This is a genomic window from Psychrobacter sp. FME5, assembly GCF_014861375.1.
Lineage (GTDB): Bacteria > Pseudomonadota > Gammaproteobacteria > Pseudomonadales > Moraxellaceae > Psychrobacter.
On the sequence record NZ_RRYX01000253.1, the window covers coordinates 1 to 746 of the forward strand.

1 protein-coding gene and 1 pseudogene are annotated in these 746 nt (G+C 42.4%); both read left to right on the forward strand.

The window, feature by feature from the left end:
- A pseudogene (locus EI161_RS15130) lies at positions 1–227 on the forward strand (ABC transporter substrate-binding protein); the annotation flags it as partial.
- The coding region (locus EI161_RS15135) for an iron chelate uptake ABC transporter family permease subunit (RefSeq protein ID WP_192529990.1) at positions 224–746 on the forward strand (523 nt) is incomplete at its 3' end. The pseudogene EI161_RS15130 and the gene EI161_RS15135, both read left to right, overlap by 4 nt.

The window sequence follows — 746 nt, forward strand, 5'->3', positions numbered from 1 at the left end:
GCCTTGTGGTCGTTGAACCTCTTAGTGACCTTCTCAAACTTGAATTAGAAGACAGCTTAGTGTGGCAGCGCTTGGGTTATTCCTTTGATCAAGAGCATGCATCTAGCAAAAAAGGCCGTTGTATCACCTTACTGCCTGCGACATGGAACAATAGTGGCGTGGCTTCTATGAATGTTTTAGCCGATCGCTTAACGAATGTCACTTTTGTAGGCAATACCGATTTATGATGAATAAAAATAATTTTTTGTCTGCTAACCGTATTTATATGATGGTCGTTTTCTTAATGCTGCTAGCAGTAGTGAGCAGTTATGCAGTCGTACATCAACTTTGGCACCTGCCTTTTTTAGAATTATTCATACCCTCATTTGAGCTATCGCTTTCGGACATGAGTATCCAGCTACAAATCCTACCGACCATGTTGGTAGCATTAACCGCTGGTGGTCTTTTAGGATTGGTCAGTGTTTTATTACAACAGCTGGTAAAAAATACTCTGGCCTCAGACACAACATTGGCAGTCGGTAGCGGTGCAAACATGGCACTACTCATTGTCACGTTATTCCTGCCTAGTTTGGCGTTAGGGGGAAGTTTCTGGGTTGCCTTTGTTGGCGCACTTGGTAGTATGGCGATTGTTTTTCTTCTAGCTGCGCCTAGTCGCATGAATCCTTTGGTATTGGTACTTGGTGGATTGGTGACCAATATTTTATTGGGCGCTATTACTGCTTTATTATTGATTTATTATGCTGAAG